Origin of the sequence: Rhodococcus sp. KB6, from assembly GCF_001445685.1 — a bacterium.
Classification (GTDB): domain Bacteria; phylum Actinomycetota; class Actinomycetes; order Mycobacteriales; family Mycobacteriaceae; genus Rhodococcus_F; species Rhodococcus_F qingshengii.
The window spans coordinates 1-241 of record NZ_LNAK01000150.1 but is presented as its reverse complement, the minus strand read 5'-3'; the positions used below and the strand labels follow the sequence as shown (position 1 = coordinate 241).

Below are 241 nucleotides of genomic sequence, written 5' to 3'. Positions count from 1 at the left end.
TTTTTTTTTTTTTTTTTTTTTTTTTTTTTTTTTTTTTTTTTTTTTTTTTTTTTTTTTTTTTTTTTTTTTTTTTTTTTTTTTTTTTTTTTTTTTTTTTTTTTTTTTTTTTTTTTTTTTTTTATTTTTTTTTTTTTTTTTTTTTTTTTTTTTTTTTTTTTTTTTTTTTTTTTTTTTTTTTTTTTTTTTTTTTTTTTTTTTTTTTTTTTTTTTTTTTTTTTTTTTTTTTTTTTTTTTTTTTTTT

The 241-nt window shown here is 0.0% G+C and carries 1 protein-coding gene; it reads right to left on the bottom strand.

Annotated features, from left to right (window positions below; translation table 11 throughout):
- Positions 1-241: hypothetical protein (locus tag ASU23_RS35365; RefSeq protein WP_082661475.1), on the bottom strand; the 241-nt coding region annotated here is incomplete at both ends.